This window comes from Sphingomonas longa (assembly GCF_016892685.1).
Lineage (GTDB): Bacteria > Pseudomonadota > Alphaproteobacteria > Sphingomonadales > Sphingomonadaceae > Sphingomonas > Sphingomonas longa.
The window spans coordinates 376,941-401,889 of the sequence record NZ_JAFEMC010000002.1 but is presented as its reverse complement, the minus strand read 5'-3'; the positions used below and the strand labels follow the sequence as shown (position 1 = coordinate 401,889).

20 protein-coding genes are annotated in these 24,949 nt (G+C 68.5%); 7 read left to right on the top strand and 13 right to left on the bottom strand.

Annotation, left to right across the window (positions count from 1 at the left end):
• Positions 1-44: 44 nt before the first annotated feature.
• The 6 genes from folP to glmM all read right to left on the bottom strand — a co-directional run bounded on the left by folP (position 45) and on the right by glmM (position 5,871).
• On the bottom strand, positions 45-1,097 hold the full coding sequence (gene folP / locus ILT43_RS07955) for a dihydropteroate synthase (RefSeq protein ID WP_204197867.1): 1,053 nt from the start codon (positions 1,095-1,097) through the stop codon (positions 45-47).
• 46 nt (positions 1,098-1,143) lie between these two features.
• Positions 1,144-2,283 (bottom strand): site-specific DNA-methyltransferase, encoded by a 1,140-nt coding sequence (locus ILT43_RS07950; RefSeq protein WP_204197858.1) that lies wholly within the window; start codon positions 2,281-2,283, stop codon positions 1,144-1,146.
• Between the two features lie 209 nt (positions 2,284-2,492).
• On the bottom strand, positions 2,493-3,119 hold the full coding sequence (locus ILT43_RS07945; RefSeq protein ID WP_204197856.1) for a ribonuclease HII: 627 nt from the start codon (positions 3,117-3,119) through the stop codon (positions 2,493-2,495).
• Positions 3,107-3,940: a bifunctional hydroxymethylpyrimidine kinase/phosphomethylpyrimidine kinase gene (gene thiD / locus ILT43_RS07940; protein ID WP_204197840.1), complete on the bottom strand. Its 834-nt coding sequence runs from the start codon at positions 3,938-3,940 to the stop codon at positions 3,107-3,109. Before thiD ends, ILT43_RS07945 begins: the two co-directional genes overlap by 13 nt.
• A gap of 355 nt (positions 3,941-4,295) precedes the next feature.
• A complete protein-coding gene (locus ILT43_RS07935; protein ID WP_204197836.1) occupies positions 4,296-4,520 on the bottom strand; it encodes a DUF1272 domain-containing protein in 225 nt (74 codons plus the stop codon).
• 13 nt (positions 4,521-4,533) lie between these two features.
• Positions 4,534-5,871, bottom strand: coding sequence for a phosphoglucosamine mutase (gene glmM / locus ILT43_RS07930; protein ID WP_204197821.1), 1,338 nt, complete (start codon positions 5,869-5,871; stop codon positions 4,534-4,536).
• A 77-nt stretch (positions 5,872-5,948) separates the two neighbouring features.
• Between glmM and ILT43_RS07925 the strand changes: the two genes are divergently transcribed.
• The gene (locus tag ILT43_RS07925; RefSeq protein WP_204197810.1) at positions 5,949-7,175 is read left to right on the top strand and encodes a dicarboxylate/amino acid:cation symporter; all 1,227 of its coding nucleotides are present in this window, start codon (positions 5,949-5,951) and stop codon (positions 7,173-7,175) included.
• Between the two features lie 6 nt (positions 7,176-7,181).
• On the opposite strand, the gene ILT43_RS07920 is transcribed toward ILT43_RS07925, so the two are convergent.
• Positions 7,182-8,159 (bottom strand): SGNH/GDSL hydrolase family protein, encoded by a 978-nt coding sequence (locus ILT43_RS07920; RefSeq protein ID WP_204197807.1) that lies wholly within the window; start codon positions 8,157-8,159, stop codon positions 7,182-7,184.
• Between the two features lie 217 nt (positions 8,160-8,376).
• Positions 8,377-9,984 (bottom strand): peptide MFS transporter, encoded by a 1,608-nt coding sequence (locus ILT43_RS07915; RefSeq protein WP_204197794.1) that lies wholly within the window; start codon positions 9,982-9,984, stop codon positions 8,377-8,379.
• 94 nt (positions 9,985-10,078) lie between these two features.
• On the opposite strand from ILT43_RS07915, the gene ILT43_RS07910 reads away from it, so the two are divergent.
• The 4 genes from ILT43_RS07910 (at position 10,079) to ILT43_RS07895 (ending at position 14,033) form a co-directional block, all read left to right on the top strand.
• A complete protein-coding gene (locus ILT43_RS07910) occupies positions 10,079-10,642 on the top strand; it encodes a nitroreductase family protein (RefSeq protein ID WP_204197792.1) in 564 nt (187 codons plus the stop codon).
• 35 nt (positions 10,643-10,677) lie between these two features.
• Positions 10,678-11,037 carry a GntR family transcriptional regulator gene (locus tag ILT43_RS07905; RefSeq protein ID WP_204197790.1) on the top strand — a complete coding sequence of 120 codons (360 nt, stop codon included), beginning with the start codon at positions 10,678-10,680 and terminating at the stop codon, positions 11,035-11,037.
• 82 nt (positions 11,038-11,119) lie between these two features.
• Positions 11,120-11,539 carry a hypothetical protein gene (locus ILT43_RS07900; RefSeq protein ID WP_204197786.1) on the top strand — a complete coding sequence of 140 codons (420 nt, stop codon included), beginning with the start codon at positions 11,120-11,122 and terminating at the stop codon, positions 11,537-11,539.
• 232 nt (positions 11,540-11,771) lie between these two features.
• Positions 11,772-14,033, top strand: a complete 2,262-nt coding sequence (locus tag ILT43_RS07895) for a putative bifunctional diguanylate cyclase/phosphodiesterase (RefSeq protein WP_239474375.1) — start codon at positions 11,772-11,774, stop codon at positions 14,031-14,033.
• Between the two features lie 23 nt (positions 14,034-14,056).
• Here ILT43_RS07895 and ILT43_RS07890 read toward each other — a convergent pair whose 3' ends face one another.
• From ILT43_RS07890 to ILT43_RS07880, 3 genes are read right to left on the bottom strand one after another with little or no spacing between them, the layout of a single operon-like run.
• Positions 14,057-14,377, bottom strand: coding sequence for a DUF3140 domain-containing protein (locus ILT43_RS07890; RefSeq protein ID WP_204197777.1), 321 nt, complete (start codon positions 14,375-14,377; stop codon positions 14,057-14,059).
• Between the two features lie 39 nt (positions 14,378-14,416).
• Positions 14,417-14,881, bottom strand: coding sequence for an MAPEG family protein (locus ILT43_RS07885; protein WP_204197775.1), 465 nt, complete (start codon positions 14,879-14,881; stop codon positions 14,417-14,419).
• Positions 14,882-14,898: 17 nt separating this feature from the next.
• Positions 14,899-17,727: a hybrid sensor histidine kinase/response regulator gene (locus ILT43_RS07880; protein ID WP_204197771.1), complete on the bottom strand. Its 2,829-nt coding sequence runs from the start codon at positions 17,725-17,727 to the stop codon at positions 14,899-14,901.
• 391 nt (positions 17,728-18,118) lie between these two features.
• On the opposite strand from ILT43_RS07880, the gene ILT43_RS07875 reads away from it, so the two are divergent.
• Positions 18,119-19,408 carry a dicarboxylate/amino acid:cation symporter gene (locus ILT43_RS07875; protein ID WP_204197755.1) on the top strand — a complete coding sequence of 430 codons (1,290 nt, stop codon included), beginning with the start codon at positions 18,119-18,121 and terminating at the stop codon, positions 19,406-19,408.
• A gap of 10 nt (positions 19,409-19,418) precedes the next feature.
• A complete protein-coding gene (locus ILT43_RS07870; RefSeq protein ID WP_204197750.1) occupies positions 19,419-19,934 on the top strand; it encodes a heme oxygenase-like domain-containing protein in 516 nt (171 codons plus the stop codon).
• A gap of 281 nt (positions 19,935-20,215) precedes the next feature.
• Here the strand turns inward: ILT43_RS07870 and ILT43_RS07865 are convergent, their stop codons facing one another.
• A complete protein-coding gene (locus tag ILT43_RS07865; RefSeq protein WP_204197742.1) occupies positions 20,216-22,348 on the bottom strand; it encodes a histidine kinase dimerization/phosphoacceptor domain -containing protein in 2,133 nt (710 codons plus the stop codon).
• A gap of 101 nt (positions 22,349-22,449) precedes the next feature.
• Positions 22,450-24,948: an ATP-binding protein gene (locus ILT43_RS07860; protein ID WP_204197730.1), complete on the bottom strand. Its 2,499-nt coding sequence runs from the start codon at positions 24,946-24,948 to the stop codon at positions 22,450-22,452.
• Position 24,949 lies beyond the last annotated feature (1 nt).

Sequence of the window (24,949 nt, the reverse complement as noted above, 5' to 3'; positions counted from 1 at the left end):
GCCTGTGTAACGCTGCAATGCAACATCAGTTCAGAAACTGAGTTTCAGCCACCTGCCAAAGCACGGTCGCGCAGCCCGCGCCAGACCCTGATCGCCTGCAACGTTTCCGCCACGTCGTGGACGCGGAGCAGCTGGACGCCGAGATCGGCCCCGCGCAGCGCGAGCGCGAGGCTGCCGGGGAGGCGCTCGGTCGCGGGGGCTTCTCCGGAGAGCGCGCCGATCATCCGTTTGCGACTGACGCCCAGCATGACCGCGCAACCGAGGCCGTGGAACGCGGCCAGCCCGTTGATGAGCGCGAGATTGTCGGACAGCGACTTGCCGAAGCCGATGCCGGGGTCGACCAGTATCCGGCCGCGGTCGATACCGGCGGCGACCGCGGCATCGATCCGCGCCTCCAGCCACGCGAACACTTCGCCGACCACGTCTCGGTAGGCGACGCGGCCGTGACCGCCGTCGCGCGGGTCGGGTGAATGCATCAGCACGACGGGGGCGGCGGTGCGGGCGACGACCTCCAGCGCGCGGTCGTCCCACAGCAGGGCGGACACGTCGTTGACGATCCCCGCTCCGGCGGCGAGTGCGGCCTCCATCACCGGCGCCTTGCGCGTGTCGATCGACACCGCCGCGCCGCTGCGGGCGAGACGTTCGATGACCGGCACGACGCGGGCAATCTCGTCCCCTTCCCAGACGGCGGTCGCGCCGGGGCGGGTGGACTCCCCGCCGACGTCGATCAGCGCCGCCCCCGCCGCGGCCATGTCGATCCCCGCCGCCGCTGCGCCCGCCGGATCGTCGACATGCGCGCCGCCGTCCGAGAAGCTGTCGGGCGTGACGTTGAGGATGCCGGCGACGAGCGGCTGGTCGAGGCGGAGGGTGCGCTCTCCCAGCGTCAGCGGCCGGCGAAGCGCAGTGGCACGGGCGTGGAGCGTGACGATACGCTCGCTCTCGGAAGCGACCTCCGCGACCGGGACGATGCGGCGGGTGCTTCCGTCGACCAGTTCGTAGGCGGCGAACCACTGCATTCCACCGGCCAGCCGCGCGACGCTGCCGTCGGGGAGGCCAATGGGGGTGTCGACGAACTGGACGGGGCGGAGGTAGGTCATGGGGTTGAGCCTTGTTCCTCCCCGCCAAGGCGAGGATTCAGAGACCTTACGGCTGCGTCGCCAGCAGGTAGGTCTGGCGCAGCGCGTCGATCGGGGCGAGCTTGCCGTCCGATTCGTAGTGCCAGAAGCTCCAGCCATTGCAGGCCGGGGCATTCTGCACCGTCGCGCCCAGCTTGTGGATCGAGCCGATCGCGCCGCAATCGCTGAGCAGGCTGCCGTCGGCGCGGATGGTTGCGCGAAAGCGGCGCTTCGCGTCGGTCAGGACCGCACCCGGCGTCAGATACGCATTCTCGACGAGCACGCCGAACGCGACCTTCGGCGCGGCGCGCGGGCTCTGCATCGTCGCGAGCGCCGACTCGTCGAGCGGCAGCGCGGCGGCGATGCGCTGTTCGGCGGCGGCGATATAGTCTTCCTCGCGTTCGATCCCGATCCAGCTGCGGCCGAGCCGCCGGGCGACCGCGCCGGTCGTACCGGTGCCGAAGAACGGGTCGAGCACGACGTCGCCGGGCTTCGTGCAGGCGAGGAGGATGCGATACAGCAACGCCTCCGGCTTCTGGGTCGGATGGACCTTGACGCCGTCGCGCTTCAACCGCTCCTGCCCGCCGCAGATCGGGAATTCCCAGTCGCTGCGCATCTGAAGCTCGTCGTTCAGCGTCTTCATCGAGCGGTAGTTGAAGGTGTATTTTGCCTTCTCGCCCTTCGATGCCCAGATCAGCGTTTCGTGCGCATTGGTGAAGCGGGTGCCGCGGAAGTTCGGCATCGGGTTCGCCTTGCGCCAGACGATGTCGTTCAGGATCCAGTAGCCGAGATCCTGAACCGCCGCGCCGACGCGGTAGATGTTGTGATAGCTGCCGATCACCCAGATCGTGCCGTCATCCTTCAGGATGCGGTGCGCCTCCGCCAGCCACGCGCGGGTGAAGGCGTCGTAATGCTTCAGGCTGTCGAACTTGTCCCAATCGTCCGTGACCGCATCGACATGCGTGCCGTCCGGCCGGAACAGCTCGCCGCCGAGCTGGAGATTGTAGGGCGGGTCGGCGAAGATCATGTCGACCGACTTCGCGGGCAACGCGCGCATCGCGGCGATGCAGTCGCCGCGGATGATGCTGTCGAGCGGCAGTGGCTCCGGAGTCGCGACCGTTCCGCGCGCCGCGACCCGCGGCTGCCTGATCTTCTCGATAACCCCCATCACGTCCCCCTTGCCGCCCCATTCGCGCGAAACAGCGGACTCTCGTCAAGCGAACATTGGTTAACCGTGTCGGCGGCGCGGCGGCGAGGTCGGCGGAACATCATGAGTCCCGCCCCAGATGTTGCGACCCCGCGAGTCGGCGGGCGCAACCCCTTGGGTGTGTGACTCGAAAGACTCGTAGTCCGGATTTGCGACGAGGTGCGGGAGGGTCACAGGACGAGCATCGATTGCGGCCCGCCGACGACCGCCGCGACGGGGGCGAAGCTGCGCCGGTGAATCGGGGTGGCACCGTGTTCGCGCAGCGCCGCGAGGTGGCGGGCGCAACCGTAACCCTTGTTGGAATGCCAGTTGTACTGCGGATGCGTAGCGGCATGTTCGAGCATGATTCCGTCGCGCGTATGTTTGGCGACGACCGAGGCGGCGGCGATCGACAGGCTGTGCGCGTCGCCGCTGACGATCGCGGTGGCGGGGTAGCTCCAGCGGGGCAGGCGGTTGCCATCGACCAGCACGTGGCCGGGCGCGCAGCCGAGCTTCGCGACCAGCGCATCCACCGCGAGCGTCATCGCCTTCATCGTCGCCCAGTAGATGTTGAGGCGATCGATCTCCTCCGGTTCAACGATGCCGATGCCGTAGACGGCGCGGGTCTGGATCAGGCCGCACAGGCGCGCGCGTTCGGCGGCGGAGAGTTTCTTCGAATCGTCGATACCGCGCGGCGTGCCCCTGGCCGGCAGGATGACGGCGGCGGCGACGACTGGGCCGGCGAGCGGACCGCGGCCCGCTTCGTCGACGCCGGCGACGGGGGCGAGGCAGGCTTTCTCGTGCTTCAGGCCCGGCATGTGGCGTCCTCGAACGGAATACGGCCGAGCGCGTGGCCCATCGGGCCGTGACCGCCGCCGAGGCCGGGCGCGGCGGCGAGCGCGGCCTGGACAAAGGCGATCGCGCGGGCGCAGGCGTCGGGCAGCGTCATGCCCTGTGCGAGGCCGATGGCGATGCCGCTGGCGAGCGTGCAGCCGGTGCCGTGGGTATGAGCAGTGTGGATGCGAGGGTGGGTCCAGCTTCGCTCGCTCGCGCCGGTGACGAGGCGGTCGGTGATCGTGTCGCCCTCCCCGTGGCCACCCTTGGCGAGCAGGGCCGCGCCCGTCGCGAGGACCGCCGACTCTCCGCCGAGCGCAGCGAGTTCGGGGAGGTTGGGGGTGACGACCACGGCGAGGCGCATCAGCCGGTCGAAGGCGGCGATCGTGTCGGCGTCGGCGAGCATCGCGCCGCTGGTGGCGATCATGACGGGGTCGAAGACGATGGGGACGCCCAGGGATTCCAGCATGTCGGCGACGGCGTGGGCGGTGCTGGCCGAGCCGATCATGCCGATCTTGACCGCATCGACGCCGATGTCGTCGATGACGCTGCGCATCTGGGCGACGACAGTGTCGACGGGGACGGCGTGGACGGCCTGCACGCCGAGCGTGTTCTGGGCGGTGATCGCGGTGATCGCGGTCATGGGGTGGCCGCCGAGCATCGTCACCGTCTTGATATCGGCCTGGATTCCCGCTCCGCCACCCGAATCGGAGCCGGCGATGACGAGGATGCGGGCGACCGAAGTGGAGGAAGTGGAGGCGCCGGACGGGGTGTATTGTGCTTCGGGTTGCGGGGCTTCGGGCATGGGGGCGGTGTAGCGGATTCGGGGCGCGTAGGACATTTTTGTTCGAGGGTTTTGTTCGCGCGGAGAGGTGGAGAAGAACGGGGTGTGGCTTCCGGCTGCTGTTCTCTCGCGAAGGCGGGAGTACGTTGTCTTCCGGGCGGCTGGTGGGAGTGCTGCTGGGTGTACTGGGTTCCCGTTTTCACGGGAGCACGGGGTGGTTCAATCCCGCCTCTTCACTTCCCCTACAGAGGCCGGGCCCAGTTTCGGTGAAGGACGTGAGACTCACTGGGTTGGCGGCAACTGGGCCCCGGCCTTCGCCGGGGAGGGGCGTAGGGGGAAGCCCATCCTCTTCGCAACGTCGCGCGACCGGCCGTCTTCAGCTCTGGAAGCGCCGCTCCGCGGAAGGCGGGTTGGCTTTCAACGCCTTGCCGGTCCGCGTGGGGCGGTCGAGCAATTCGCCGCCGCAATTGGGGCAGCGGTCGTCTAATTCTTCCGCGCATTCGGCGCAGAAGGTGCACTCCATCGAGCAGATGAAGGCACCGGGCGCCGCGGCCGGCAGGTCCGCGCCGCAGCGTTCGCAGTCGGGGCGCATCTGGAGCATCAGCCGATCCTCTTCACGCCGCAGCCTTCACGGCGTCGCAGATGCGGTCGACGAGGCGTTCGACCTGCGCGGCGTCGTCGCCCTCCGCCATGACGCGGATGACGGGTTCGGTGCCGGAGGGGCGGATCACGAGGCGACCGCGACCCTTCAGTTCGGCCTCCGCATCGGCGATCACGGTCCTGACCGCGTCGGTCTCCAGCGGCTTGCCGCCGGCGAAGCGGACGTTCTTCAACAGCTGCGGCAGAGGATCGAAGCGGTGCAGGACCTCGCTCGCGGGCGCGTTGGCGCGGCGGACCTCGGCCAGCACCTGAAGCGCGGCGACGAGGCCATCGCCGGTCGTCGCATAGTCGGACAGGATGATGTGGCCCGACTGTTCGCCGCCGACATTATAGCCGCTCGACCGCATCTTTTCGAGGACGTGCCGGTCCCCGACCGCGGTGCGGACGAGGCCGAGGCCCTGCGCCGACAGATGCCGTTCGAGGCCGAGGTTGGACATGACGGTCGCGACCAGTCCACCACCGCGCAGCTTGCCCTGACGCGCCCAGCCGGCGGCGATCGTCGCCATCAACTGGTCGCCGTCGACCACCCTGCCCTGCTCGTCCACGACGATCAGCCGGTCGGCATCGCCGTCCAGCGCGATGCCGATGTCGGCACCCGACGCGACCACCGTCTCGGACAGGGTCTGCGGCGCGGTCGAGCCGACGCCGTCGTTGATGTTGGTGCCGTTGGGCGTGACGCCGATGGCGATCACGTCGGCGCCGAGTTCCCACAGGGCGGTCGGAGCGACGGAGTATGCGGCCCCGTTGGCGCAGTCGATCACGACGCGCATCCCGTCGAGGCGGGCATCCTCCGGGAAGGTGGATTTGGCGAAGTGGATGTAGCGGCCGGCGGCATCGTCGATGCGCTTGGCACGGCCGATCTGCTTCGAGGGCGCGAGCGGGATGTCGCCGTCGATCAGCGCCTCGATCGCCAGTTCGGCCTCGTCCGACAGCTTGAAGCCATCGGGGCCGAACAGCTTCAACCCGTTGTCGGCGAAGGGATTGTGGCTGGCGGAGATCATCACGCCGATATCGGCACGCATCGACTGGGTCAGCATGGCGATGGCGGGCGTCGGCAGCGGTCCGGTCATCACCACGTCCATGCCGACGCTGGTGAAGCCTGCAACCAGCGCGGATTCGAGCATATAGCCCGACAGGCGGGTGTCCTTGCCGATGACGACGCGGTGTTTGTGATCGCCGCGCAGGAAGTAGGCACCGGCGGCCATGCCGACCTTCATCGCCATTGCCGCCGTCATCGTGCCGGTGTTGGTCGCGCCGCGAATACCGTCGGTGCCGAAATATTTCCTTGCCATCGCGCGTCGTTCCGTCTCGCTAGTTGAAGGGCCGATAGCGCAAGGACGCTTCTAGCGCGAGTATGGGGAGCGCGAGCATGTCGCAGGCGACACGAATATTGACGGGACTGGCGGCGGGGCTGCTGCTGGGGATGCTGGCGGCGGCGCTCGTCCCCGGTGCGGCGATCGCGGCGACGACGGTGACGCAGCCGATCGGCGCGGCGTGGCTGCACGGATTGCAGATGGTGATCGTGCCCCTCGTCATGGGTCTGCTGGTCACGGGCGTGGGCGCAGCGGCGGATGCGGCGCGAGCGGGACGGATCGCGGTGCGGGCGATGGTGCTGTTCGTCGCGGTGCTGTGGGCGACGACGGTCATGGCGGCGGTGGTCATGCCGCTGTTGCTGAAGGCGTGGCCGTTGCCGACGGCGTGGAGCGCAGCCCTGCGTTCAGGGCTGGCGTCGGCGGCCCCGGCGGGACAGGTGCCGGGGCTGGCGGCGTTCTTCGACAGCGTGGTGCCGACCAACGTGGTCGCGGCGGCGGCGGCGGACGCGTTCCTGCCGCTGACGGTGTTCACCCTCGTCTTCGCGTTCGCCACCGCGACACTGCCGGAGGAAAGCCGCGAGCGGCTGACCGGGCTATTCCAGGCGATCGTCGATGCGATGCTGGTGATCGTCGGCTGGGTATTGAAACTGGCGCCGATCGGCATTTTCACGCTGGCGTACGGCGTCGGCGCGCGGACGGGGACGGCGGCGTTCGGCGCGCTGGCGCACTACATCGTACTGGTGTCGAGCGTCGGCGTAATCGTGCTGATCGCCGCCTATCCGCTGGCGTGGCTGGCGGGCGGCGTCAGACCGGGCGTATTCGCGAAGGCGGTCGCGCCGGCACAGGCGGTGGCGATCAGCACGCAGTCGTCGCTGGCCAGCGTGCCGGCGATGCTGAAGGGCAGCGGCGACCTGGGCGTACCCGCCTCGACCGCGGGCATCGTCCTGCCGCTGGCGGTGGCGGTGTTCCGCGCGACCAGCCCCGCGATGAACCTGTCGGTGGCGCTGTACGTCGCGCATCTGCTGGGCGTTCAGATCGGGCCGGCGCAACTGGCCGCGGGCATCGCGACGGCGGCGATCACGACGATGGGATCGGTCTCGCTGCCGGGAACGATCAGCTTCTTCGCCAGCGTCGCGCCCGTCGCGCTGGCGATGGGCGTGCCGCTGGAGGCGCTGGCGCTGCTGGTCGCGGTGGAGACGGTGCCGGACCTGTTCCGCACGGTCGGCAATGTGACGATGGACGTGGCGGTCACGTCCATCGTCGCGCGGCGAACGCCGGATTAGGCGGGATCAGGCATAGGCGAGCCGGGACGTGCGACGGCGATAGCGGGCCGCGCCGCCGACCGCCGCGATCCCCAGGATCATCATCGCCCAGGTCGCGGGCTCCGGCACCGCCTGGAACGCGTTCAGGCCGAACTGCGCGTTCATGTCGCGATAGGCGGCGGCCTGTACGGCGGCGGTGGGATGCGTGCCGTCGAACGAGAAATAGCCGACGCAGCCGCTGGCTTGAGCGTTCGCCTGAATACAGGTCGTGGTCTGGTCCAGCGTCGGCAGGCCGAACGCACCCGGGTTGGTCGTCACGCGGGCGAAGAAGTCCGCATAGCTGTAGCGGAACAGGCTGGTGTCGCTGTCCAGCATCAGCCCGTCGAGGGCGGCGGTGAGATAGGTGTTGGCCTCCGCATTGCCGGGGCTGGCGGGCAGCGGGAAATCGGTGATGAGGATGTTGCGGACGCCGGCGTCGTTCAGCGCCTGCACCGTGGCGGCATATTCCGTCGCGGCGGCCTGGACGTAGCTGTCGGTGGTCGGGAAGCGCGACGGGACGGTACCGTTGGTGATCGCGAAGATGTCGTTGCCGCCCATGTTCAGCACGTACAGGCCGTTGGTGTCGACCGCCTGACCGCTGACCCGGTAGGCCGCATATTGCGCGGTGATGTCGGGGATGCCGTCGCTGTTGTTGACGATCCGCGCGCCGCCGAAGGCGAAGTTGCTGCCGCCTGCGAGCGAGGGGCGCGTTGCCGTGCCGAACAGGTCGCGGCTCAGCAGGTCGGTATAGTCGTAGCCGTTGGTGAAACGACCCATGAAGTAGCCGAGCGCGGCGTTCGGCGTCGCGCCGCCGGTCAAGATGCTGATGTTGCCCGCATCGACAAGCGAGTCGCCGAAGACCGTCAGCGATGTGAAACGGGCGGTGTCGCGGTCCGCCGAGGCGGGGCTCGCGGCGATCATCGTCGCCGTCGCCAGACACAATGCGAGCGTGGTCTTGTGTAACATACTGCCTCTCCCTTGTTTTTATTAACCGTATCCTGCGCCTGCGGATGCGGTTGCTCAAGGGGTAATCGACAGGGGTGTCAGTAGGACTGCCGCAGTTCCTCTCCGGCACGGGAAGGCGGCGGTCCGAAAGGCGGACGGAGGAGCAGCCACGGGCCGTGTCGCCTGTGGCTGCCCCTCCGGCGCATGCGCGCCACCTCCCCTCGACGAGGGGAGGATTTTAGGGGCGCGGCTTCTGCTCGGTGCGCGTGTCGGTACCGGCCGCGGCGGGTTCGCCGATCGTGCGGTCGCCGGCCAGCGCGTGGTCGGGCTCGCCCAGCGTATCCAGATGCATCAGCTTCGTGACGAACGGTGCCAGGACCAGCACGACAACGCCGAGCCCGATCGCGAACCAGCCGATGCGGCCATAGACCTCCAGCACGCGCTCGACGCCCGCACCCTCGCCGCCGGTCGCCTGCGCGATCACGCCCGCCAGGAAATTGCCGGCCGCAGTAGCGAGGAACCACGTACCCATCATCAGCCCGGTCATGCTGCCGACCGACAGCCGCGTCATCGACGACAGTCCGACGGGCGAGAACAGCAGCTCGCCCGCGGAGTGGAAGGCGTAGAGCAAGATGATGACGATCGCCGGGGTCAGCCCCTGCGCGGGCGCGCCGTAGGTCAGGACGAAGAAGCCTGCGCCGACCAGCACGAGGCCGATGCCGAACTTGAACGCCGCGCTCGGTTCCCTGCCCGCTCTGGCCAGCTTCACCCACAAGGCCCCGAAGATCGGCGCGAGCGTGATGATGAAGAACGGATTGACCGACTGGAACCACGAGGCCGGGATTTCCCAGCCGAGCAGCGACCGGTCGACCTGCTGGTCCGTATAGACGTTGAGCGACGAGCCGGTCTGTTCGAACAGCGCCCAGAACAGCGGCGACAGTGCGATCAGGAACAGGGCGGCGAGGATCCGGTGGAACTCCTGACGCGGCAGCGTGCGGATCGAGCGCGTCAGGATGTAGCCGACGGTCAGGATCGACGACACGATCAGCAGCGTGCCGACCACGCCCTGATTGCCGACCAGCCACCACGCGACGAGCACCGCACCGACGGCGCCGAGATAGATCAGCCATTCCGGCGACAGACCGATGCGGGTGCGCGTCGTCAGCAACGCCGGCTCCGGCGGCTCGCCGACGCCGTGCAGCGCGCCGCGGCACAGCACGAACACGACGAGGCCCAGCACCATGCCGATCCCCGCCGCCCCGAAGCCGTAGGACCAGCCCACCGTTTCCCCCAGCGCGCCGACGATCAGCGGGCCGACGAACGCACCGGTGTTGATACCCATGTAGAAGATCGAGAAGGCCCCGTCGCGACGCAGGTCGTCGCGCGGATACAGCTTGCCGACGAGGACGGAGATGTTCGCCTTCAGAAAGCCGGTGCCGACGATGATGAAGGCGAGGCCGAGATAGAAGCCCTGTAGTGCGGAGCCCTGAACGCCCTGCGGCGCCTCCACCAGTGCGATCAGCAGATGGCCGATGCTGATGAGGACGCCGCCGGTCAGCACCGCCTTGCGCGGGCCCATGAACCGGTCGGACAGGTACCCGCCGATGATCGGGGTGATGTACACCAGCGACGTGTACGCGCCGTAGACGGCGTAGGCGGGCTGTTCGGTGAACAGGAAGTGCTTGGTCAGATAGAAGACCAGGATGGCGCGCATCCCGTAGAACGAGAACCGCTCCCACAACTCCGCGAAGAACAGCATGAACAGGCCGGTCGGGTGGCCCAGAAACGTCTTCGCATGGGGCGGCACGCCGCCTGCCCGTGGGCCGTCACGCATTACATCGGTCATCGACTACTCCGGTCGCCCGCAGGCGGATGCGTGTACCGTAGCGTGACGACCGGCGCTGTAAATACGCGCCTGCCCGCCCTATTTGCGGATCCGCATGTTCAACGACCGCTCCACCCCCCTCGCCTTCCTGTCCACCCGCCGCTCCGGCAAGCCGCGCGACCTGATCGCGCCGGGTCCGGATGCCACGACTCTCAATCGCTTGCTGGCGATCGCGGCGCGCACGCCCGACCACGGCAAGCTGGCGCCGTGGCGGTTCGTCGTGATCGACGATCGCGCGCGCCTGGCGCAGGTGATCGGGGACGCCTATCGCGCCGAAAAACCGGATGCGAGCGAGGCCGAGGTCGCGAACATGGCGGGCTTCGCACATCAGGCGCCGGTGCTAGTGGCGGTGCTGTCGTCGCCGAAAACGGGCGTGATCCCGTTGTGGGAACAGGAATTGTCGGCGGGCGCGGTGTGCATGAACCTGCTCCACGCGGCCAACGCCCACGGCTTCGCGGGCGGGTGGCTGACGGCGTGGCCGGCCTATTCCGACGCGGTGCGCGACGCGCTGGGCTCGGCGGGCGAGCGCATCGCCGGGTTCGTGTTCATCGGCACGCCGTCACGCCCGCTGGACGAGCGTCCGCGTCCCGACTCGGCCGATATCGTCTTCCACTGGTGAGTCGACAAGCTGCGTACATGCTGTATTAAGTCACCATGACAGCACTCAGCGGCAACGAGGACAGCCCGGTCTATCTCCGCCTTCGGAGCGCGATCACGTCGTCGATCCTCCGCGGGCAATATCGCGCGGGCGACCAGCTTCCCTCGGTCCGCGCCTTCGCTGCCGAACACGGCGCGAACCCGCTGACCGTCGCCAAGGCGTATCAGGGATTCCAGGACGAGGGCTATGTCGAGGTCCGGCGCGGCGTCGGTATGTTCGTGCTGCCGGGTGCGGCGGAAAAACTGCGCGGCGCGGAGCGCGAGACGTTCATGACGGTGCACTGGCCGCGCATCGTCGAGGCGGTGGATCTGCTGGGGCTGGACTGGAACGCGCTGCTGGAGCGGGAGCGGGTTTAGACGTCCGCAGTCGGTTCGGCGTCACCTGTGAGGGGAGCTTGGAAGCGGGGAGCATGACGCCGGTTGGCGCGTTACCCCATCCATGCTCAGCTTTGCCCTGCTCGCCATCGCCGCCGTCCAGCCGATCGATCGTACCCCGGAACAGGCGCGCGGCGTCGTGCAGCGTTATTATGCGGCGATCGAGCGCGGGGATTATCACGGTGCGTACCGACTGTGGTCGGGCAAGGGACAGGCCAGCAGCCAGAGCTATGCCGCATTTACGCGAGGCTTCGCGCGGACGGCGCATACGCGGGTCGTGGCAGGGGCGCCGATCGACGGCGAAGGAGCGGCGGGTTCGGTGTTCATCACTGTGCCGGTGCGCGTCTACGCCACGTTGAAGAACGGCCGGCATCAGCGGTTTGCGGGGCAATATATCCTGCGCCGCGTCAACGACGTGGACGGTGCGACGCGCGAGCAGTTGAGCTGGCATCTGACTTCTGCAACGCTGCGACCAATCGGCTGACGCGCTTCCACGGCTGAAACGCCATTTTCCGAATCCTGCCGGACGCTCAACGATCCGCTAACTCTCCGCACGCTACACCGTTGGCGTGACCGATCGAACCGCCCCAGCCGCCCCGCCCGTCCCCGTCTCGCCGGCCCCCGCTCGCGGACGCAGTCGAGGCGAGTCGCCTGTTGGCACGCTCGACACCGCCCTGCCTGCGCTGATCGGCTTCACCGACGGCAAGGACGCGACGATGTGGGCGCGCATCCGGGCGACGCAGCTTCAGGCGGGCCGCGGGCTGGCGGTGTTCATGTTCGCGGCCAACGCTCTGGGCGCGGCGATGGCGGTCATGCTGTTCGCACCGTTCGCGCCGCTGATCCAGGTTGTCGGATGGGGGATCGCGACCGCGCTGGTGGCGGCCGGCGTGGCGCTGCGTCGCCTGCGCTCGCACCACCGCGAGGACGGCTATGCGCGACTTGCCGACATCCGCAGCACGGTGTGGGAGGGGGCCGCGCTGGCGGCGCTGTGGAGCGTGCCGTGGCTGCTGATCGGTGCCGTGCCGGCCGGTACGATCGCCGGATTCGGGCTGGTGCTGGCGATCCTGATGACCGGCGCAGCCTATGCGATGGCACCGCTGATGCTGGCGACGATGGCCTTTCTCGGCGGCATCACGGTGGCGGCGGCGAGTGCCCTGACGCTGGTGGGCGCCTATGCGGCCGCGGGTGGCGCGGCCTGCTTCGCGCTGCTGCTGGGCGCGATCTGCGCCAGCCGCGCCAAGTCGCTGGTCGCATTGCGCGCCGCCGAGATCGCGCTGGAGGAGCGCGACGAAACCGTCAGCCTGCTGCTGCGCGAGTTCGAGGAGACCGACGCCGACTGGCTGTGGGAGACCGACACCGCGCGCCGCGTCATCAAGGCGTCGCCGCGCTTCGCGCTCGCCTGCGGTCTCGATCCGGTGACGATCGACGGCATGCCGTTTCTTCAGGTGCTGGCCGGTCCCGCCTGGGAGAGCGGTAATTTCGCCGCCGGGCTGCGTCTGCTGGCGGAGAAGCTGAAGGCGCGCGAGAGCTTTCGCGACGTGCGCCTGCCGGTGACGGTGGCCGGAGTCGAGCGCTGGTGGGAATTGTCCGCCAGCCCGCGGTTCGACGATCGCGGCCAGTTCTGCGGCTTTCGCGGGGTGGGATCGGACGTGACCGAACAGCGCGCCTCCGCCGACAAGATCAACCGCATGGCGCGGTACGACACGCTGACCGGCCTGCCCAACCGCCTGCACGTCAACGAGACGCTGGCGCGCGCGATGGCGGAGGCGGATCGCTGGGGCGGGCGCTGCGCGTTCATGATGATCGATCTCGACCGGTTCAAGGCGGTCAACGACACGCTGGGCCACCCGATCGGCGACCGGCTGCTGAGCCGCGTATCCGAGCGGCTGGGCCAGTTGATGGGCAAGGGCGAGATGTGCGGGCGGCTGGGCGGCGACGAGTTCGCCGTGGTCGTCACCGACGCGAACGACCCCAACATCGTCGAGGCGCTGGCCCGGCGGATCATCGAAACGCTGTCGCAACCATACGAGGTCGACCAGCACACCCTGTATATCGGCGCGTCGGTCGGATTGGCGGTGGCACCGCGGGACGGGCGGACGGCGGAAATGCTGATCCGGTCCGCCGACCTCGCGCTCTATCGCTCCAAGGACAAGGGTGGCGGTGTCTTCCACGCGTACGAGCCGCAACTGCACGTCCGCGCCGAAGAACGCCGCGTGCTGGAAATGGCGTTGCGCAAGGCGCTCGAAAAGAACGAGATGCACCTCGCCTATCAACCCGTGGTGGATGCGGACAGCGGACGGCTGACCGGGTTCGAGGCGCTGTTGCGGTGGGAAAGCCCGGAGTTCGGGAACGTCTCCCCGGCCAAGTTCATCCCGCTCGCCGAGGAGGCGCGGCTGATCGGGCCGATCGGCGAATGGGTGATGCGTACCGCCTGCCTGGAGGCGGCGCGCTGGCCGGACGACATCCGGGTCGCGGTCAACGTCTCGCCCGACCAGCTCCAGAACCCCGGCTTCGTCACCACCGTGACCAGTGCGCTGGCGGGATCGGGGCTATCGGCTGGCCGGCTGGAGCTGGAGGTCACCGAAAGCGTGTTCATGCACGAGGGGCTCGGCGCGATAAAGACGCTGGAGCGGGTGCTCGACTTGGGAATCCGGCTGAGCCTCGACGATTTCGGGACCGGCTATTCCTCGCTCGGCTATCTCAGCCGCACGCGATTTTCGTCGATCAAGATCGACCGCAGCTTCGTGCAGGCGGCGGCCAAGGGCGTGCGCGAGGCGGTGGCGATTATCAGCGCGGTCGTGGCGCTGGCCAAGAGCCTGGGGATGGCGACGACGGCCGAGGGCGTCGAAACCGAGGCCGAGCACCGGATGATCCAGGACTTCGGCTGCACCAAGGTGCAGGGCTATTATTTCGGGCGCCCGCTGCCCGTCGAGGAAGCGCGCGAACTGGCGAACCGGCGGATGCAGGCGGCGGCGTAGCGGCTATCCCGCCACGCTCCGCCTCACTTCAGCGGATCATGGCCCCAGTTCATCAGCGAAAAGCGCCATGCGGAGTGTTCCTTGTCGTCCGCCGGGCCCTTCTGCGCCAGATGACGGTGAACATAGCCGACCACCTTGCGCATATGGTCGTAATCGGCGTCGGTCAGGTCCGCCTTCTTCTTGTGCTTGATCGCGACGATGCGCTGGCCCTCGTCATGGCCGACGCCGGTACCGACCGATCGACTCTCCTCGGTCGCCAGCCACTTCTCCAGCGCCGCGGGGGTCATGTTTACCGCGTCCTCGAATTCGCGGTGGATCGCTTCGTGATCCTGTTCCTCTGACATCGTCCGTCTCCTCGGGCGTGGGAAACGAACGCGCGTGGATCAGGGTTGCAAGAGACGGGACAGCGCGGCGCTGTAGGCGAAGGCGGCGGCCACGAAATCGATCAGGAAGCCGATCCACATCGCCGCCAGCACCGCGACCGACGCGATGTACATGCGGAAGCGCGGACGGACATGGCCGCGCAGGTGGTGCCAGCTATGGACCGCGCGCAAGGCCACGTAGATCCAGGCGAGCAGGACCTGCGCGATCCCCGCCTGCTGCGTCGCCATCAGCAGCGGCACGATCGCGAAGAACAGCACCGGCATTTCGAACAGGTTGGCGAGGTTGTCGGCCGCGGGTGCGGCGGGTCCGAAATACCGGTGCATCGCCGCACGATCGACGAAGTCGGCGGCGGTCGGGCGCACCGCCTTCAGATGGCGCAGGCGCTTCACGATCAAGGTCACCCAGACGGTGAAGATCAGCGCGACCATCGCGAACACAGGCCAGAGGATGTGGAACAGGATCATGGGCTACGGTTCCGCGATCAGGCGGGGTGCTGATCGACGACGGTCCGCACCGCGCGGACCAGCGCGGCGACGCCGTACGGCTTGCGCAGGATCGCGGTCGCACCGTCCTCGGGCAGGGCCACCGCGCCGTCGCCGGTCGCGAAGACGATGCCGATGTCGGGCCGCTCCGCCCGGATCGTCGCCGCCAGTTCGACGCCCGACGCCCCCGGCAGGTTCACGTCGGTGACCAGCACCGTCGCGCGGGATCGATCGGTGAGGTCGATCGCCTCCTCCGCACTGCCCGCGACCATCACCTCGAACCCCGCCTCCGCCAGCACTTCCTGGATCTGCCCGCGGATCGTCGGATCGTCCTCGACCAGCAGCGCGACGATGGCGGCGCGCGCGGGCGGTCCCAGCACCTGGCGGACCCGCCGCGCCAGCGCCTCTCGCGAATAGGGCTTGGCCAGCAATTCCACGCCCGGATCGAGCCGGCCACCGTGCACGATCGCGCTTTCGGCATAGCCGGAGGTGAACAGCACGGACAGGCTGGGAACGTACGCGCGCATCTGGCGGGCCATGTCGGCGCTGTCGATCGTGCCCGGCATGACCACGTCGGTGAATAACAGGTCCGGCTTCGCCCCCGCCACCACCATCGCCAGTCCGGCATCGGGATCGCACGCGGTCAGGACGCGGTAGCCGAGTTCCTCCAGCATGCCGACGACGGTCGCGCGGACATCGTCGTCGTCCTCCACCACCAGCACCGTTTCCGTTCCGCCGGCGATCGGGCGATCGTCCGTCGGCCGGTCGGCATCCTCCGCCCCGAACGCGCGGGGCAGCAGCAGGTGCACCGTCGTCCCACGGCCCGGCGTGGAGTCTATGCGGACATGCCCGCCGGACTGCTTCACGAAGCCATAGACCATCGACAGGCCCAGCCCCGATCCCTTTCCCTCCTCCTTCGTCGAGAAGAACGGCTCGAAGACGCGGGCCATGATGTCGGGCGTCATGCCCGATCCGGTGTCGCCGACGCTGAGTTCGACATAGTCGCCCGCCCCCACGCCATCGACCGCCGTATCGTCTTCGGACGGGTCGATGCGCGTATTGGCGACGGTGATGGTCAGGCGCCCATGCCCGCCCATCGCGTCGCGCGCGTTGATCGCGAGGTTCAGGATCGCGTTCTCGATCTGGGCGGGATCGATGAAGGTGTTCCACAGGCCGTCGGTGACGACCGTGTCGATCGCGACCCCCTCCCCGATCGCGCGGCGCAGGATATCGCCCATGCCGTGCACGAAACGCGTGACGTTGACGATGCGCGGCTCCAGCGCCTGCCGCCGCCCGAAGGCGAGCAGTTGCGCGGCCAGCTTCGCGCCGCGCTCCACGCCCGCCATCGCGCTCGACACGCGGCGCTCGGCGACCGGATTGCCCGCGACCTCGCGGCCGAGCAACTGGAGGTTGCCCGACACGACCTGCAACAGGTTGTTGAAGTCGTGCGCGACGCCGCCGGTCAACTGACCGATCGTCTCCATCTTCTGCGCCTGCGCCAGCGCCGCCTCCGCCTGCCGCCGCTCCGCGATCTCGGTTGCGATCCGCGTCTCCAGCGTCTCGTTCAATTGGCGCAACTGGTCCTCGGCACGGCGGCGATGCTCGACCTGACGCCGCAACAGCGACGCCTGTTCGGTCAGCGCCCACTCCGCCTCGCGCTGATCGGTGATGTCGGTGTGCACGCCGACCCATTCGACCACCTCGCCGTCCATGCCCAGGATCGGCAGTGCGCGAACCGCGAATGTTCGCCAGGCATGATCGTGACGGCGGACGCGGTGTTCGAACTCGAACGCGGTCAGCGTCGCGACCGACCGCTCCCACGCCGCGACGGTCGGCGCGACATCGTCCGGGTGCAGCGCCTGCGTCCAGCCATAGCCCTGATACTGCGCCTGCGTCTGGCCGGTCAGGGCTCCCCAGCCCGACTGTTCGCCCAGCATCCGCCCCTGCGCGTCGTTCGTCCACAACACGCCGTGCATCGCCATCATCGCGGCGCGGAACCGGCCGTTGCTGCGATCCAGCTCCTCCTCGCGCCGCGCGCGATCCTCGACGTCGAAGGCCAGCAGATACAGGCCGGACACCCGCCCCTCCGCATCGTGGCGCGGCAGGTAATGCGTTTCCATCCGCCGGTCGCGGCCATTGGCGGTCGGCAGGCGCGTGTCGCTCGTCACGCGTTCGCCGGCCAGCGCGCGCAGCATCAGTGGACGGCGTTCGGCGAACACCTCCTCGCCCAGCACCTCGCCGACGCTGCGGCCCAGCATCCACTCGGGATCGTGGCCCATCCACTGTTTGTAATAGGCGTTGGCGAATCGGTAGGTCAGGTTCCGGTCGACATAGGCGATCAGTACCGGCAGCGAATCACCGATCGATCTCACCTCCGTCAGGCTGCGCGCGAGGCGCTTCTCCGCTCCGTGCCGCGCGGTATTGTCGATCACGGTGCAGAGCACCCCCACCACCGCGCCGCGCTCGTCGCGAATGGGGGTGTAGAACAGGTCGAGCGTCAGCGTCTCGTCGGCGTCGCCGCGACGGACGACGAACATCTGGTCGCGGTGGCCGACGACCTCGCCCGCGAAGCCGCGTGTCAGGACGGCGCTGTTCCAGTCCCATGCTTCCGGCCAGATCGTCTGCACGTCGCCACCCAGCGCGCCTGGGTGGCGGTCATCGGCGATGGCGGCATAGCCGTCATTGTACAGCATGATGCCGGTGCGCCCCCACAGCAGCACTTGCGGCACCGGAGAGTTGAGCAGCGTCTGCACCGTGACGCGCAAGACCGGCGACCAGTCATCCATCGACCCCAGCGGCGTTTCGCTCCAGTCGCAGCGCCGGATCAAGCGCCCGCACTCACCGCCCCCGATCGGCCAGCCAGGCATGTCCGAAACGGAAAGAGCGGAGAAGGGCATGACAGAGACATGCCACGCCCTATCGCGCTGTCAACGGTACGGAACCGAAACGATTGTTTATCCGCGCTTTAACAATATTGCTTGAGGTAGGCACACAGCACCTTTCCGCTTTCGATTTTTCGGGCCTCGCCGGTCCCGGCCCGACGACGTGAAGCGGCGCACGATTGCGATGGCGGCTCCGCCCGCATCGGAGTCGGTGCCGGGATCACGGCGCGGCTCCGGGCGAACCGACGGCGAATTGCGCGGCCCCTCCTCCAGCTTTACGCCCCCTAGCAACATTCTTGCTGGGCATTCGCCACCGACCTCGCCACGGTCCGCGGCGATGACACGTTTTTCCTTCACCGCGCAGGTGTTCGTCGGCATGGCGACGGGCTTGCTCCTGGGCTTCTGGGCACGGACCCTCGGCGAGGCGAGCGCCCTGGCCGAGGCGCTGCGCATCGTCGGCGAGATCTTCGTGCAGCTGCTGCGTGCGCTGGTCGTGCCGCTGGTGTTCACGGCGATCGTCGCGTCGATCGCGGCGCTCCGCGATCTCGGCAATGCCGCGCGGCTGGTCGCGGGGACGCTGATCTGGTTCGCGATCACCGCGCTGATCGCGGTTGCGATCGGGCTGACTCTCGGGACGGTGATGCAACCGGGCGTGCGCGCCGGCGTCGACGTGGCGGCGGCAGTCGCGCCGACGACGCATGGCTCGTGGCTCGATTTCCTGCGTGGGCTGGTGCCGGCCAACATTCTGGGGCTCGGTGCGACGACCAAGCTCGTCGACGGCGCGGCGACGACATCGCTGTCGTTCAACGTCCTCCAGATCATCGTCGTCGCGGTGGCGATCGGGATTGCCGCCGTCCGCACCGGTGATCAGGGCAGCGCGTTCCTGTCGTTCAACGCGTCGGCGCTCGCGATCTTCCGCCGTGTGCTGCGCTGGGTCGTACGGCTGACGCCGATCGGCACGGCGGGGCTGCTGGGGCATGCGGTGGTCGAATATGGCTGGCAGTCGCTGTCGGCGCTCGGCGCGTTCGCGGGGGCGGTGTATATCGGGCTGGGGCTGGTGCTGCTGGTCGTCTACCCGGTGCTGCTGCGCGCCAACGGTCTGTCGGTGCGGCGGTTCTTCGCGGCGGCGTGGCCGGCGATCCAGCTCGGCTTCGTCTCGCGCAGCTCGATCGCGACGCTGCCCGTTACCGAAGCGGCGGTGGAGCGGATCGGCGTGCCGCGCAGCTACGCCGCCTTCGCGGTGCCGTTCGCGGCGACGACCAAGATGGATGGGTGCGCCGCGATCTACCCGGCTGTCGCGGCGCTATTCGTCGCGCAATATTACAACGTGCCGCTGCACGCGTCGGATTACCTGCTGGTCGTGCTGGTGTCGGTGATCGGCTCCGCTGCGACGGCAGGGCTGACCGGCGCGCTCGTCATGCTGACGCTGACGCTGTCGACGCTGGGGCTGCCGCTGGAAGGGGCGGGCCTGTTGCTGGCGGTGGACCCGATCCTCGATATGGGACGCACGGCAGTGAACGTCGCCGGGCAGGCGCTGGTGCCGACGATCGTCGCCAAGCGTCAGGGGCTGATCGCCGATATCGCCGACGCCGACCCGCAGGCCGTACCGGTCCCCGCCTCCGCATGATGATGTTTCCGTGACCAGTGCCGTCCAGCGTCTGCGTGCGCAGACCGCCCCGGCGCACGATGCGGTGGATGCGGCGTTCGGCGGGCATGATCTCGGCGACCGCGACGCCTATGCGCGCTTCCTGATCGCGCATGCGCGGGCGTTGCCGGCGGTGGAAGCTGTGCTGAACGAGGCGGATGGTCTGCCGGACTGGCGGCGGCGGACCGGTTTGCTCGCAGCGGACCTCGTCGATCTGGGACTGACGATGCCGGAGCCCCTGCCCTTCGCGCTGCCGGACCGCGCGGGCGCGGATTGGGGTGCGCTGTACGTGACGGAGGGGTCTCGGCTGGGCGGCATCATGCTGGCGCGCGGGGTGCCGGAGACGCTGCCCAAGCGGTATCTCGGCGCGAAGCATTTGCCGGGGGAATGGCGCACGTTGCTGACGGCGATCGACGCGGCTGGTATGGATAGGGGTGATGCTTGGGTCGAGGGTGCCATCGCCGGCGCGGAGGCGTGTTTCGATCTGTATGGGCGCGCGGTGGCGTGAGCGACGGTCGCCCCTTCTTCGCTCCCTGTCTGTCGTAGATCGTTGCTAAGTAGTTCCGCTGCCTGTCACCCCACCACCCCGGCCTTCGCCGGGGTGGCAGAGAAGCTTTGGCGCCGATCCCTTTGAGAAGGATCTCGGGGCTGGCTTCTCCGCGGGCGAACGGGTTGTTTTGTCGCGAGACGGCTGCTGGTTACGATCGAGGGGGATGAGCTTGCAGCGCCGCCCTACCCCGGCCCCTCCCAAAGGGAGGGGAGCAGAAGGAAGACGGGTGCAGCCTCCTCCTACCACACCCCGATCGGGGCGGTGAGGATGGCGCGGAGCCCGGGGGCGTTGTCGGTGAAGGCGATCTCGCCTTCGAGCTTGCCGACCATCGCGCCCATCATGCGGCTGCCGAAGCCGGCCTTCTCGCCGGTCTTGCCGCGCCCTTCGTCGGCGACGATCAGGCGCAGGCGGTTACGGTGCTGTTCCAGCGTGATCGCGATCGGGCCGACGCCGCCGTCATAGGCATATTTGGTGGCGTTGATGACCAGCTCTGTCATCACCAGACCGACCGCCACGGCGCGATCGGTCGGGATCAGGACGGGAGCGAGGTCGGTATGCATCCGCGACCCCCATTCGCCGCCGATCGACGCCTTCATGTCGTCGGCCAGTTCCTCGAGATAGCGCGACAGGTCGACCGAGCCGATCTGGTCGTCGCGATAGAGCCGGCGGTGGACGAGAGCGACCGCGGACAGCCGCGCCTGCGCCTCCGTCAGCTGATCGGCGACCTCGCCCGGCCCCGCCGCACGCGACTGCATCGCGAGGAACGCGGAGACGAGCTGGAGGCTGTTCTGGACGCGGTGGTCCACCTCCTTCATCAGCAGATCCTTCTGCGCCAGCGCCGCGTCCTTGTCGGCCAGCGTCCGCATCAGTTGCGCGTTGAGGTCGCGCAACTGGCGCGCCCGGTGCGCGTCGTGGAAGGCGCGACGCAGGCGATGCGCCGCCTCGACCTCCTCCATCGTCCAGCGGCGCGAGCGACCGCGCACCTGTTCGGTCCACGTCTCGAACGAGGCACGCGGCGTGAGTTGTTCGCCCGGCGCGACGCTCGCCGCCTTATGCGGATTGCCCGCCCACTCGACTTCCTCGACCTGTTCGACGCGGAACCACATCAGCGTCGCACCGTCATCCGCCAGCGGCATCGCGATCATGCCGCTGATGGCGCCGGCATGTTCCGCCATCTCCAGGCGGAGCGCGCCGAGTTCGCGCGTCACGACCGGTTCGACGCCGCCCTGCACCCAGTCCGACAGGGCCTTCAGCACCGCCGCCGGCGCGCAGCGTCCGATGCAATCGACGCCGCCGCGATGGACCCAGGCGAAACCGTCCGCGTCCAGCATCCGCATCAGATCGTCGCGCGACCGCTTCATCGCGTCCGCCATGCCGCCGTCGCCCGCCAGCTTCGGCAGCACCGCATCCTCCGCCGCGCGCAGCCGAAGCCGCTCGCGATAGGTCTCCGCTTCCTCCTTGGCGCGGACCTGCCGTGCGAGGCCCGATGCCAGCGTCGCCGCCGCCGCGCGCACATCAGGCGGCAACAACCTGGGCGTGTCGTGGTGGCAAGCGACCAGCCCCCACAGCACGCCGTCCTTGACGATGGAGATCGACGCCGACGCCGCCACGCCCATATTCGCCATGTAGCGCAGGTGGATCGGCGACACGCTGCGGATGCCGATGTCGGACAGGTCGATGCCGGCGAAGGCGGCCGGGCGGATCGGCGCGGGGGTATAGTCGACGGTCGGGATCGCGCGCGCGCGGTTGCGGACGTACAGCGCTCGCGCCTGACGCGGGATGTCGGATGCCGGGAAATGATGGTTCAGGAACGTGCCGAGCCGCGGATCGCGATCCTCCGCCACGACGCGCCCGGCGTCTTCGTCCAGGAAGCGATAGATCATCACCCGATCGAACCCCGTCAGCTGCCGGAACGCCGACGCCGCGCGGGCGCACAACACCTCCAGATCGCCGGCGCGTTCGAACATGATCGCGAAGCCGTCCAGCCGCGACACCACCGCCGCCGCCCCGAGCGGCTGTTCCGCCGACGGTTCGAGTTCGACGAGCAGGTGATCGCCGCTGCGATGGACCGCCACGTCCAGCCGCTCCCCGGCTGGGGTCACGATCGGTTGGCCGACCATGCCGCTGACCGGGCCGGTCGCGGCGGCGATGAGCGCGCCGATGTCCTGACCCAGAAGTTCCGACAGGTCGGCGCCGAGCCAGTCCGCCGACAGCCGCTCCTCCAGCGCACCGGCGCCGGCGACCACCGCCCGCGTATGGGGATCGGCGATCAGCAGCAGGCCGTGCGGCTGAATCGCGCCGGGCACATGAATCGGCTCGCGATCACAGGCGGTCGTATCGACGACCACATCCGACAGTCCCTGCGAAGCCATAAAGTTCGTGCGTTCCTTTGGACCCCGCATGACGCCGATACGGCCCGATTGCAATTAATCTGAATCAGTCGGCCGAGCGATCCTGCGATCGGGAGAAGTGGTTACTGGCTGATCAGCTCCTTGATGCGACCGGCCAAGGCCTCCATCGCGAACGGCTTGGTCATCACGTGCATGCCCGGATCGAGCTGGCCGTTGCCGACGACCGCATTTTCCGCATAGCCGGTGATGAACAGGATGCTCAGGTCCGGCCGTCCGACCCGCGCGGCATCGGCCATCTGCCGGCCGTTCATGCCGCCTGGCAGGCCGACATCCGTCACCAACAGGTCGATGCGGGCGTCGGATTGCAGGATCTTCAAGCCGCTGGCCCCGTCCGCCGCCTCAAGCGCGGCGTAACCGAGCTCCTCCAGCACCTCCATCACCAGCATCCGCACGGTCGGCTCGTCGTCCACGACCAGCACCGTCTGCCCCTCTGCGGCGCGCGGCGCGTCGGTCAGGTCGGGTACCAGTTCCGCCGTTTCGGCGGGGCCGAGATGGCGGGGCAGGTACAGGCACAGGTTCGTTCCCTGCCCGACTTCGGAATAGATGCGGACCTGTCCGCCGGACTGGCGTGCGAAGCCGTAGATCATCGACAGGCCCAGCCCCGTGCCCACGCCGATCGGCTTGGTCGTGAAGAACGGATCGAACGCCTTGGCGATCACGTCCGGGGTCATGCCGGTGCCGGTATCGGACACGCAGACCGACACATATTGGCCGGCCGGCAGGTCGCGCGCCCGCGCGGCGCGATCATCGAGCCAGCGGTTCGCCGTCTCGATCGTCAGCCGCCCGCCCTCCGGCATGGCGTCGCGCGCGTTGATGCACAGGTTCAGGACCGCGTTTTCGAGCTGGTTGGGATCGACCAGTGTCGTCCACAGGCCCGCGGACGCCACGACCTCCACTGTGATCGAAGGACCGACCGTGCGCTGGACCAGTTCCTCCAGCCCGCCGACCAGCCGGTTGACATCGGTCGGCCGCGGATCGAGCGTCTGGCGGCGCGAGAAGGCGAGCAGCCGGTGGGTCAGCGCCGCGGCCCGCTTGGCCGCGCCCTGCGCCGCCAGCGAATAGCGTTCGACGTCGGCGTAGCGGCCCTGCGCAATGCGGATGCCAAGCAGTTCGAGGCTGCCGATGATGCCAGTCAGCAGATTGTTGAAATCATGCGCGAGGCCGCCGGACAATTGTCCCACCGCCTCCATCTTCTGGCTCTGGCGCAACGCCTCTTCGGCCAGCATCAGTTCGCGCGTGCGCTCGGCGACCTGATCCTCCAGCGTCTCGGTCAGGCGCTGCCGCTCCGCCTCCGACTTGGCGCGTTCGCTGGCGGCGCGGACGCGGTCGGCGATCTCGCGCATCAACGACAGCTCTTCCTCGCGCCATAGCCGCGGCACGGCGTGATTCGCGAAGAACAGCGCCACGAAGCGTCCCTGCTCCAGCAACGGCATGTTGACGAAGGACAGCGCGTCGATGGCCGCCAGCGCATCCGCGGTGGCGCTGGTCCGGGGGTCGGTCCGCGCGTCGGACACGATCGCCGTTTCGCCGCGCTTCAGGTCCTCGATATACGATCCGTAATCGCGGAAATGCAGCAGGCCGGCGATGCTCTTCACGCCCTCCGCGTTCCAGTCGCGATCGATGAAGATCGTCTCTGCCACCGGGTCGATCACGCCGTAGCCGGCGCGGCTGACATCGAACGTGCGGGCGAGGATTTCCGCACCGATGCACGCGATCGTGCCGGGATCGGTGACGTCGCGGATACGGTCGCCGAGTTCCAGCAGCGCTTCCTGACGGATCTGCGCGAGCCGATGCGACGTGATGTCGAAGCTGACACCCGGAAAACGTAGCGGGCGACCGTCGATGCCCAGCCGGCAGCGGCCCTGCGCCGCCGCCCAGCGGACCGATCCGTCGGGCTGCATCAGGCGATAGGAGGCGAGGAACTGCTCGCCGGTCTTCATCGCCGCGTCGATCAGCCGCTGCGTTTCCGGCAGGTCGGCCGGGTGGATGCCGTGGAAGAACTCCGCAATCGGCGCGCCCTCGACCGCACGTCGCGGATCGACGCCGTAGAGTTCCGCGAACCGCTCGTCGGCGTAGACGCGGTCGTTGGGCACGTCCCAATCCCAGGTGCCGATGCCGCTGCCCGCGGTCAGTGCCTCCTGCAACCGCTCGTCGCTCTCGCGCATCGACTGTTCGCTGCGCCGCCGTGCGGTCATGTCGGAAAAGATGATGCCGACCATGCGATCGGCAGCTTTACCAACACGCAGCGCGTGCACTTCGAACCAGCGCCCCATCGCGTCCGATCCATTGTCGAAACGCGTCGCCTCACCCGTCGTGGCGACGCGACCGTACAGGTCGAACCAGTGCTGCTCCAGTTGCGGGACCAGTTCGCGCGCGGTCTTGCCGACCGCATCGACCAGTCCGGTCTGATGCTGAAATGCCCGGTTGGTCTTGAGGAACCGATAGTCGACCGCCCGATCGCCGTCGAAGATCATTTCGATGACGCAGAAACCCGCGTCCACCGCCTCGAACAATTCGCCATAGACCTCCGGCGAAAGATCGGTGGCCGACAAGCCGGTCATG

Coding starts and splice junctions, on each gene's coding strand:
- folP (WP_204197867.1), bottom strand. CDS start 1,097: ATGACCTACCTCCGCCCCGTCCAGTTCGTCGACACCCCCATTGGCCTC.
- ILT43_RS07950 (WP_204197858.1), bottom strand. CDS start 2,283: ATGGGGGTTATCGAGAAGATCAGGCAGCCGCGGGTCGCGGCGCGCGGA.
- ILT43_RS07945 (WP_204197856.1), bottom strand. CDS start 3,119: ATGCCGGGCCTGAAGCACGAGAAAGCCTGCCTCGCCCCCGTCGCCGGC.
- thiD (WP_204197840.1), bottom strand. CDS start 3,940: ATGCCCGAAGCCCCGCAACCCGAAGCACAATACACCCCGTCCGGCGCC.
- ILT43_RS07935 (WP_204197836.1), bottom strand. CDS start 4,520: ATGCTCCAGATGCGCCCCGACTGCGAACGCTGCGGCGCGGACCTGCCG.
- glmM (WP_204197821.1), bottom strand. CDS start 5,871: ATGGCAAGGAAATATTTCGGCACCGACGGTATTCGCGGCGCGACCAAC.
- ILT43_RS07925 (WP_204197810.1), top strand. CDS start 5,949: ATGTCGCAGGCGACACGAATATTGACGGGACTGGCGGCGGGGCTGCTG.
- ILT43_RS07920 (WP_204197807.1), bottom strand. CDS start 8,159: ATGTTACACAAGACCACGCTCGCATTGTGTCTGGCGACGGCGACGATG.
- ILT43_RS07915 (WP_204197794.1), bottom strand. CDS start 9,984: ATGACCGATGTAATGCGTGACGGCCCACGGGCAGGCGGCGTGCCGCCC.
- ILT43_RS07910 (WP_204197792.1), top strand. CDS start 10,079: ATGTTCAACGACCGCTCCACCCCCCTCGCCTTCCTGTCCACCCGCCGC.
- ILT43_RS07905 (WP_204197790.1), top strand. CDS start 10,678: ATGACAGCACTCAGCGGCAACGAGGACAGCCCGGTCTATCTCCGCCTT.
- ILT43_RS07900 (WP_204197786.1), top strand. CDS start 11,120: ATGCTCAGCTTTGCCCTGCTCGCCATCGCCGCCGTCCAGCCGATCGAT.
- ILT43_RS07895 (WP_239474375.1), top strand. CDS start 11,772: ATGTGGGCGCGCATCCGGGCGACGCAGCTTCAGGCGGGCCGCGGGCTG.
- ILT43_RS07890 (WP_204197777.1), bottom strand. CDS start 14,377: ATGTCAGAGGAACAGGATCACGAAGCGATCCACCGCGAATTCGAGGAC.
- ILT43_RS07885 (WP_204197775.1), bottom strand. CDS start 14,881: ATGATCCTGTTCCACATCCTCTGGCCTGTGTTCGCGATGGTCGCGCTG.
- ILT43_RS07875 (WP_204197755.1), top strand. CDS start 18,119: ATGACACGTTTTTCCTTCACCGCGCAGGTGTTCGTCGGCATGGCGACG.
- ILT43_RS07865 (WP_204197742.1), bottom strand. CDS start 22,348: ATGGCTTCGCAGGGACTGTCGGATGTGGTCGTCGATACGACCGCCTGT.
- ILT43_RS07860 (WP_204197730.1), bottom strand. CDS start 24,948: ATGACCGGCTTGTCGGCCACCGATCTTTCGCCGGAGGTCTATGGCGAA.